At 44.7% G+C, this 1,294-nt stretch carries 1 pseudogene; it reads right to left on the reverse strand.

Annotation, left to right across the window (positions count from 1 at the left end):
• Positions 1-1,294, reverse strand: a pseudogene (locus ACEYX7_RS10885) (trimeric autotransporter adhesin Knh); the annotation flags it as partial.

The following is a 1,294-nucleotide window of genomic DNA, read 5'->3' on the forward strand; positions in this document are numbered from 1 at the left end:
TGAAACCACTATTATTAATAGCGTTAGCAATATCACCTGCTGTAACAAATTTACCCGCATCTGCTGGTGCTACTGGTGCTACCGAACCTACATTATTCGGTGAACCCGCCGCAACGTTTGTTAAAGTAGTCGTTGCTGGTGCAATCGCCGATACTTTACTTGGTCCAGTTACGTCACCCGCATTTACAACTGTACCACCCGCTTTCTTCCAAGAACCATCTGGTTGTTGAATTACTGTGTCGCCATTCTTATCAGTTGCTGTGATTTGCGTAGTCTTGTTATCAACCGCTACGTTGTACTGAACATTGTTCACTTTACCATCTGTAGTCGTTGCAACTGTCGTACCATTGCCATCTTTGAAATTCACCGTATCGTACGGCTTCACAAAGTCTGTCGCCGCACCATTGGTTTGCAAATTCCAACCCGCATTCAACACATCACCTACAGTTGCCGCAGTGTTCATCTGTGCTGGTGTTAATGTCGGTGCAACTTGTGCAGTCGTGATAGTCACAGGGTTGCCCGCAACATCTTGGGTTGTGCTATAGGTTTTTGGTAAAGTACTTGCAATATTACCCAATGCCATTGGTGTGGTCGTAGAATTACCACCATTGTTCATTGATGCTACAACTGTATTTGCTGGTACTTCTGGCAATGTTTTATTTGGTGTGCCATCTGCATTCGCTGGATAGAAGTTGCCTGATACTGGATCTTTAACAACCTTATTACCTGCAACATCTGTATAAACTACTGGCAATTGCGAAGCATTCGTTAATGCTTGGGCATTCACATCTACAGTGATCTCACGAACACCATCTGCTGTAGTAACACCTGTCACTTTCGCCAAACCAGTACCTTTGAAGTCAACTTGATTAGCATTCTTCACTGTATCAACGTAGCCATTACCTGCTTTTGTTGATACAACCCAACCCATGTTACGTAAGTCACCTACTGTGGCTGCATTGGTGTCAAGTACTGCTGTGTTACCTAGGTTAAGCAGTGGGCTTGTACCCGCTGTGCCTGCTGGATTGGTCGGTACAGCTGTTGTACCTAGGTTACTTGCCACGCCTGTAATTGCTGTGTTGCTTGCGTTGATACCTGTACTGTTAATTGTCACAGGTCCTGCTTTAACACTGTCAAAAGTGACATCTTTGGCTGTCGCATAAGTCACTTTACCATTGGCGTCTTGTTGTACGGTCAGGTTAGTGCCTGCAGCCATGTCAACTGTGCTACCTGGTTTGATAAGTTCATCTGTACCAGAAACTTTGTTGCCTGAGGTTTTTAAGGTGAAACCACT

Origin of the sequence: Hubeiibacter jixunmingi (assembly GCF_041928215.1) — a bacterium.
Classification (GTDB): domain Bacteria; phylum Pseudomonadota; class Gammaproteobacteria; order Pseudomonadales; family Moraxellaceae; genus Acinetobacter.